Annotated in this window: 2 protein-coding genes and 1 pseudogene; all 3 read left to right on the top strand. The window is 39.4% G+C overall.

Features of this window, described 5'->3' with window-relative positions; genetic code table 11:
* Positions 1 to 337: sensor histidine kinase (locus tag ACE1CD_RS15220; RefSeq protein WP_374825200.1), on the top strand; the 337-nt coding region annotated here is incomplete at its 5' end.
* Between the two features lie 594 nt (positions 338 to 931).
* Positions 932 to 6,739, top strand: coding sequence for an AAA family ATPase (locus tag ACE1CD_RS15215; protein ID WP_374825198.1), 5,808 nt, complete (start codon positions 932 to 934; stop codon positions 6,737 to 6,739).
* A 538-nt stretch (positions 6,740 to 7,277) separates the two neighbouring features.
* Positions 7,278 to 8,177: pseudogene (locus ACE1CD_RS15210) on the top strand (GAF domain-containing protein); the annotation flags it as partial.

Below are 8,177 nucleotides of genomic sequence, written 5' to 3'. Positions count from 1 at the left end.
TAATGCGATCGATGCTTTAGAGGAATCAAATCTGGGACGCACTTTTGCAGAGATTAAGGCAAACCCCAATCAAATTAGCATTCAAACATCCTTAGTAGATAACCAGGTAGAGATTCGGATTGCCGATAATGGTAAAGGCATGACTGAATCAGTCAAAGAAAAGATTTTCGACCATTTATTTACTACCAAAGCCGTCGGGAAAGGGACGGGATTGGGATTGGCGATCGCGCGTCAAATCGTAGTAGAAAAACATGGTGGTTCGCTCGATTGTTCTTCTCAGCCAGGAGAAGGTACTGAATTTATAATTTCTTTGCCAATCAAAACTAAAAATGCCTAATTAGGTGCAGGTAAATAAATGTGAGCATAATTTAAATCGACATTAAATAACTCAATAACTATTCAGTTATTAAGTTTTCATGCACATTGTTTGCCTGCAATCTGCTATAAAACAGCTAAATTCACTATTTTTCACCAAACTTTTGTATAATAGTTATTCATCCAGGTAATCAAGACAGAAATGTTAATCTATCCTCATAAATTGTTAGGCGAATATTTTTTAACAGAAGAAATATTTCTGGGCAATTTTACTCTCGTCTATCGGGTATTGGCAGAATCCCAAAATACTGAAACATCAACTGTAATCCATAATTTACTGCGGCTCACCTTTAATAAGATCATCTTATTTCGCGCTCGATATAGCCGGAATAAAGTATAGGCGATCGAGCAATAATACGCCTCACACTCGATCTCCTTGATATGGGGAAAGAAAAATAATTGTAGTCGAAAAATATCAGAGGAGTATCGAATTTGAGTCAAAATTTGGTCGCGGAATTCAGTTCTGTATCCGACTGCCAATCTCACCCTAGCTATCTTCTCAAATCTAGTAATTTCAAGCTAAACAACCAGGCAAGTAAGTAACGGAGAAATCATTATGAATCTGACTGGATATCAACTCAAGACAGAACTATATAATGGTTCAAGAACTTTAGTTTATCGTGGTGAACGGCAGATAGACTCGGTACCTGTAGCGATCAAAATTCTGAAAAACTCCTATCCCAGCTTCAGTGAATTAGTGCAATTTCGCAATCAGTATACGATTGCCAAAAATCTGAATTCTCCCCGAATAATCAAAACCTATAGTTTAGAAACTTATCAAAATAGTTATGCCTTGGTGATGGAAGATTTCGGCGGAGTTTCTTTATCTCATTATTTCCAAAGTCGTCAAAAATTACCAGCCCAGTTGCTGGCTGAATTTTTATCGATCGCCCTAGTCCTGTGCGAGGTTCTAGATCTGTTGTATCGAGAACGAGTAATTCATAAAGATATCAAACCTAGCAACATTCTGATTAATCCCCAAACCAAAGAAGTTAAATTAATCGACTTCAGTATTGCATCATTATTACCCAGAGAAACCCAAACATTAGTAAACCCCTATGTATTAGAAGGTACATTAGCTTATATTTCCCCCGAACAAACTGGCCGAATGAATCGAGGCATTGATTATCGCACAGATTTTTATTCTTTGGGGGTAACTTTTTATGAATTACTGACAGGAGAGTTACCATTTTCATCTAATGATGCGATGGAATTGGTACATTCTCATCTGGCAAAAACCGCACCGTTAGTAAATGAAATTAATCCGGATATTCCTTCAGTTCTAGCCAAAATTGTTAGTAAACTGATGGCAAAGAATGCTGAAAATAGGTATCAGAGTGCGTTCGGATTAAAATTTGATTTAGAAAAATGTTTAATTCAGCTAAGAGAAACTGGCGAGATTAGAGACTTTGAAATTGCGAGTAAAGATGCGTGCGATCGCTTCATCATCCCCGATAAACTTTATGGCAGAGAAGCCGAAGTTCAAACCCTCCTAGAAGCATTTGAGAGAGTTAGCCTTGGCACTACAGAAATGATGCTGGTAGCTGGGTTTTCGGGAATTGGGAAAACCGTCGTTGTCAACGAAGTGCATAAACCAATTGTCAGACAACGGGGCTATTTTATCAAAGGTAAATTTGACCAGTTTCAACGGAATATTCCTTTTTCGGCATTTGTGCAAGCATTTCGAGATTTAATGGGGCAATTATTAACCGAGAGCGATGCCCAAATTCAGGAATGGAGAAATAAAATATTAGAGGCTGTGGGCGAAAATGGACAAGTAATTATTGAAGTAATTCCCGAATTAGAAAACATTATTGGTCAACAACCACCAGTTACAGAACTATCAGGAACAGCCGCGCAAAATCGCTTTAATTTATTATTTCAAAAATTTCTGCAAGTCTTTACCCAAAAAGAACATCCATTAGTGATTTTCTTGGATGATTTACAATGGGCTGATTCTGCTTCCTTGAATTTGATTCAATTATTAATGGTAATTGTAAACCAGGGATATTTACTATTAATTGGAGCCTATCGAGATAACGAAGTATTTCCCGCTCATCCTTTGATGATGAGATTAAAGGAAATTCGTAAAGCCGAGGTACTTGTCAATACAATTACTCTCGCTCCTTTGAGTCAAGTCAAATTAAATCAACTGGTCGCCGATACATTAAAGTGTAGTGAGGATTCAGCTTTTTCTTTGTCGCAATTGATTGATCGGAAAACTCAGGGAAATCCCTTTTTTGCCACACAATTTCTCAAGTCACTACATCAAGATAAATTGATTGAATTTAATTTATCAGAGGGATGTTGGCAATGTGATATTTCTCAGATAAATCAGCAAACACTCACTGATGATGTGGTTGAGTTTATGGTAGTTCAATTACAAAGATTACCACAATCAACCCAATCGGTATTGAAACTAGCTGCTTGTATTGGCAACTCCTTTGACTTGCCAACATTAGCGATTGTTTGTCAATTATCAGAGGTGGAAGCCGCAACTGATTTATGGGCTGCTTTACAGGCAGATTTGATTTTACCTCAAAGTGATATTTATAAGTTTTATCAGGGCGAAGATAACGATAAATTGCGGCGGGAAAATCAAAGCACCAGAGAGCATATAGCCAAGTATAGATTTTTACATGATAGGGTACAACAAGCTGCTTATTCTCTCATTCCCGATCGGCAAAAACAGGCCACTCATTACCAAATTGGACAGCTACTTCAGGAAAAATACTCACAAATAGAAAGAGAAGAAAAGCTTTTTGATATTGTTGGGCATTTGAATATAGGGCAAGCTTTAATCATCCAATCTAATGAGCGAGAAGCATTGGCTCAACTTAATTTAGAAGCTGGATTAAAGGCTAGAAATTCCACAGCTTATGTGGCAGCAAAAGTCTACTTGCAAATGGGGATTGAGCTACTAAAGACAGATTGTTGGCATTGCCAATATGAATTGACTCTCAATCTTTATGTTGCTGCTGCCGAAACTGCCTATTTAAATGCCGATATTAACAGCATGGAACAGATGGCAGGAGTGGTGTTGCAAAATGCTCAGACAATTTTTGACAAAATCAAAATTTACCAAATTCAAATCTTAGCACTGACAGCCCAGGGCAAGCCATTAGAAGCGATCTCCGTGGGAAGTAACGCAGTCGGACAATTAGGGGTGGAATTCCCTACTACAACTGATGAAGCCAAAATTAGCAAAGCTCTAGAGAATCTCGCCAAGCTTCAAAACGGCAGAGAAATTGAAGAATTAGTCGATCTACCTGTAATGAGCGATCGCCATACTTTGGCTGCTATGAAAATTTTAGGAATTTTATTTCCAAGTATTATCCAGGGAATCCCTCAATTGCTGCCAATACAGAGTACGGTAATGGTAAGTTTATCAATCCAGTTTGGCAATGCGCCAGCATCATCGGTTGGGTACATGATTTATGGGATGGTACTGTGTGCCTTTTTCGGAGAAGTAAAAACGGGCTATCGGTTTGGGAAATTGGGACTGAACTTACTTGAGCAATTTAATGTCAAGGAGTTCGCAAGTTTGCTGATGCACCTGTTTGGGGCTTTTATACAACATCATCAAGAAGCTATTAAGTCAATCGTGGTGACGCTGAAAGAGGGGTATGTAGTTGGGATGGAAACTGGTGATTTTATGGATGCTGGTTATTCGGCAAGTAATTACATTAATGCCTCTTTTATTAGTGGAATAGAAATAGACAATTTGAAACCTGAAATCGCTAGTTACAAGGCTGTTTTAGTCGAAAAAAATCAATATTCTGCTGGTAATTATGTAGATATAGTACATCAGACCGTACAAAATTTGATGGAACGAGCTATTCTGCCAGATCGCTTAATTGGTAATGCTTATGATGAAACAGTGATGCTTCCTCAGCACGATCGGGAAAAAGATTTTGTTTCGATTTCTATTGTTTACATATACAAACTTTTCCTTGCCTACCTTTTTGGCAATTACAAAAATGCCATAGACTATAGTACGGAAGCTAAAAAGTGTTTAACGTCTTTACCCGGATTGATTTTTATTCCCATTTTCCATTTCTATACAGCTCTGACACATTTGATATCATTCCCCACTCAGCCAAAGTTGGAGCAAGCTAAAATTCTTGCCCAGGTAGAAACCCATCAAACTGCTTTACAGCAAATGGCACAAAATGCTCCCATGAATTATCTGCATAAATGGTATTTAGTTGAGGCAGAAAAGAATAGAGTTTTAGATAATAAAATTACTGCGCTGGAACACTACGATCGCGCTATTTATAGAGCAAAAGAAAATGGTTATCTTCAAGAAGAAGCCCTCGCCAACGAATTAGCAGCAAAATTTTATCTTGATTGGGGGAAAGAGAATTTCGCCGCTCTTTATATGCAAGAAGCATACTATTGTTATACCCGTTGGGGAGCAAAAGCCAAAGTCGCCGACTTAGAACAACGCTATCCCCAATTACTCGCTCCCATATTACAGCAAAACCGTTCGGTTCTTTCTACTAACGAAACTATCTTCACTTTGGGGACTGTGACATCTACCCGTTCTTCCAGTTCTAGCAGCAGTGTCTTAGACACACTAGATTTAACCGCAATTCTCAAAGCATCTCAAACTATATCTGGTGAAATCGAACTAGAAAAACTGCTTTCATCATTACTTTCGATCGTGATTGAAATTGCTGGGGCTGATAAATGTGTGTTAATGCTGTTGCAAGACAATCATCTATTAATTCAAGGCGCAATTACCCCAATAACGCAACCGATTGTTTTACAAAGTCTTCCCATTGCAGACAGTCAAGATATTCCCCACAAGCTGATTTACAAAGTCAAGCACAGTCAACAGACTGTTGTCTTGTTGGATGCAACCGCAGATCCTACCTTAGCCAATGACCCCTATATTATCCGTCAGCAACCTCAGAGTATTTTGTGTAACCCAATTTTACACCAAGGCAAATTACTGGGCATTTTATATCTAGAAAATAATTTAACAAAGGGAGCATTTACGAGCGATCGCATCGAACTATTCAATTTACTTTGCGCTCAAGCCGCCATTTCTCTAGAAAATGCCCGACTTTATCAACGTTCTCAGGAATACAGCCAACAGCTAGAGCGATCGCTCCATGAGTTAAAAATTGCCCAAACCCGCTTCTATAATCTAGTAGATAACGTTCCTGGAGTGGTGTATCAATTTCTGATGGCGACCGATGGTTCGGTGTCAATGCCTTATATAAGTAGCGACTGTTACGATCTCTATGAAATCACTGCCGAGGATGCGATCGCCAACGTGCAGATCCTCATAGATATGGTGCATCCAGAGGATGCTGAATCTCATCGTCAATCCATTGCAGATTCAGTTCAAAGCTTAACTCCCTGGCAGTGGGAAGGGCGAATTATTACCCCCTCTGGAATGACTAAGTGGATTCACGGCGAAGCACGGATCGAAAAACTTGTTGATGGCACGTTAATGTGGGATGGCTTATTGTTGGATATAAGCGATCGCAAACGAGCAGAGCAAGACTTACAACAAGCGCAATTACAACTTATCCAAAGCGAAAAAATGTCGGCTTTGGGTAATATGGTGGCGGGAGTAGCGCACGAAATGAATAATCCTTTAGGCTTTATTGCTGCTAGTCTCCAACAAGCTAAACCCACTGTCGTCGAGATTGTCGAACACTTAAAACTCTATCAAGAAACTTTAACTCATCCGACAGAAGAAATCCAAACTCATGCTGAAGAAATTGACTTGGAATATAGCTTAGAAGACTTGCCCAAAATGCTAGATTCCATGTCGGTAGCCTGCGACAGACTAAAAAATATCAGCACTTCTCTACGCACGTTCTCCCGTGCCGATCGAGAATATAAAGTGCCATTTAATCTTCACGAAGGGATTGAGAGTACCCTATTAATTCTCAAACATCGTCTGAAAGCCAACGACCAACGTCCGGCGATTGAAGTGGTGACTAACTACGGAAATTTACCTCAAATTGAATGTTTTCCCGGTCAATTAAATCAGGTATTTATGAATATTCTCGCGAATGCGATCGATGCGCTGGACGAATCAACCTTTGAGCGAAGTAGCGCAGAAATTAAGGCGAATCCCCATCGAATTATCATTCAAACTTCTCTGGTAAATGAGGAGGTAAAAATCGCGATCGCTGATAATGGTCGGGGAATGTCAGAGGAAGTTAAAAGCCAGATTTTCGACCATCTATTTACTACCAAAGCCGTCGGGAAAGGGACGGGATTGGGATTGGCGATCGCCAAGTCGGTCGTCGTCGAAAAACATGGCGGTTCCCTACAAGTCAATTCTATACTGGGATCGGGTACGGAATTTATCATCACCTTACCCATCCAGGGACGATAAAACAGTTATAGCGCTACGCGCAGGAAAAAGTGAAAAGGGAACGGATTGCATTGCCATATAAAGGTTTGAGCCATTTCCGAGCGCTTGAAGACAGTAAATATACCAGCGCGTATCGCTATAAGTGGTTTTCGTTGATATTTGTACTCGTTTAAGTAGTCGGACAAAAGTAAAGGATACTGTGTTAATTTTTGTAAATTTTACGTAATCTTTGCCAGTAGGCCGATCGAAAATCTTCATAAAACTTAAGACAGTTAACATTATTTATGTCCAACTACTTAACAAAATTGTCATTAATTTTTTGCCAAAGCTCGCTATGAATAAATCCTTCACAACCAATCAAATTCTCAACTATCAAATTATTGAAACTATTTATTCAGGAAGTCGTACCTTAGTGTATCGAGCTATCCGTACTTCAGACCAATTACCTGTGGCGATCAAACTCATCAAAAATCTTTATCCCAATTTCAACGAACTGGTACAATTTCGCAATCAATATACTATTACTAAAAATCTGCGATCGTCCTCGATTGTCAAAACCTATAGCCATGACCCGTATATTGTGCGTCAACAGCCTCAGAGCATCTTGTGCAACCCGATTTTGCATCAAGGTAAATTATTGGGCATTTTATATCTAGAAAATAATTTAGCCAAGGGAGCGTTTACGAGCGATCGCGTGGAACTCCTAACTTTACTTTGTACTCAAGCCGCTATCTCCCTAGAAAATGCCGGACTTTACGAGCGATCGCAAGCTTATGCTCAGCAGCTAGAGCGAGCCTTACATGACTTGCAGCAAAGCCAATTGCAAATGATTCAAAGCGAAAAGATGTCGGCTTTGGGTAATTTAGTTGCAGGGGTGGCTCACGAAATCAACAATCTAGTTGGGTTTATTTCTGGCAATGTTCAAGAAGCAATCGCGGCGGTTAAAGACTTGACCGAATTCCTCCAACTCTACCAAGAAAAATTTCCCAATCCCGGTCAAAAAATTACTGAAAAAGCTGAAGAATTAGACATCGAATATTTGCTAGAAGATTTACCTAAAATGCTGTCTTCGATGCAGGTAGGTTGCGATCGCATCAAAGGAATTAGTACCAGTTTAAGAACTTTTTCCCGTGCTGATAAGGATTACAAAGTGCCGTTTTATATCCATGAAGGTATTGAAAGTACCCTATTAATTCTCAAGCATCGCCTGAAATCTAACGAACAACGTCCGGCGATTAAAGTTGTGACTAACTACGGTAATTTACCTCAAATTGAGTGTTTTGCCGGACAGCTTAATCAAGTATTTATGAATATTCTCGCTAATGCGATCGATGCTTTAGAGGAATCAAATCTGGGACGCACTTTTGCAGAGATTAAGGCAAACCCCAATCAAATTAGCATTCAAACATCCTTAGTAGATAACCAGGTAGAGATTCGGATTGCCGATAATGGTAAAGGC

Origin of the sequence: Aerosakkonema sp. BLCC-F183, assembly GCF_041929145.1 — a bacterium.
Lineage (GTDB): Bacteria > Cyanobacteriota > Cyanobacteriia > Cyanobacteriales > Aerosakkonemataceae > Aerosakkonema.
Note: the sequence above shows the minus strand (reverse complement) of the source record. Positions and strands in the feature narration are given on the sequence as shown.

What these genes read in the sequence shown, in the direction of transcription:
- ACE1CD_RS15215 (WP_374825198.1), top strand. Translation starts at nt 932, where the DNA reads ATGAATCTGACTGGATATCAACTCAAGACAGAACTATATAATGGTTCA.